Source organism: Agrobacterium sp. MCAB5 (genome assembly GCF_052114365.1).
GTDB classification, from domain to species: Bacteria; Pseudomonadota; Alphaproteobacteria; order Rhizobiales; family Rhizobiaceae; genus Agrobacterium; species Agrobacterium tumefaciens.
In genome coordinates, this window is sequence record NZ_JBFREP010000125.1 from 1 (window position 1) to 649 (window position 649).

Annotated in this window: 1 protein-coding gene; it reads right to left on the bottom strand. The window is 61.9% G+C overall.

From position 1 onward, the window contains the following. A partial coding sequence (locus AB4Z23_RS27740) for an AAA family ATPase (protein ID WP_441361211.1) occupies positions 1–649 on the bottom strand: 649 nt, incomplete at both ends.

The following is a 649-nucleotide window of genomic DNA, read 5'->3' on the forward strand; positions in this document are numbered from 1 at the left end:
GGATGTCGCCGTGATCGCGATAGGCGGCCAGCCCCTCGGCCGTCTTGTGGGTCGCAAAGGCAACCGATGCCTGTCTCTGCCAATCATGGCGCTGGCGGCGAATGCCCGAAAGTTCGACATGGCCAATCTGCTCGGCAATCGCCCTGAAGGGTGCGCCGGCTCCGATTGCCTGCAGCTGCTCATGGTCGCCGACGAGAACGATCTTTGCGCCGCGCTCTTCCGCTTCTCCGATAAAGCGGGCAAGCTGCCGGCTCCCGACCATGCCGGCCTCGTCAATGACAAACACGTCACCGCGACCGATCATATCCCGGCCATGGTCCCAGCTGTAAGACCATGACGCCAGGGTGCGGCTTTGAATACCGGAACTTTCCTCAAGACCTTCGGCTGCCTTTCCGGCCGGCGCCGCACCATGGACCTGATAGCCTTGAGCCTCCCACGCCTTACGAGCGGCTGCAAGCATGGTGGACTTTCCAGCACCGGCAAACCCGACCACAGCGGCGATGCGTTCTGGCCCTGTAATATGCTCGATCGCATGACGCTGTTCGTCCGACAATCCCGCTGACGGATCGCTCGCAGCCGACGTTCTGCCGGAGCTTCTCCGAATAGCGTTATCCTGCTTCTCCATTGCACGCTCGACATGGCGAGGATC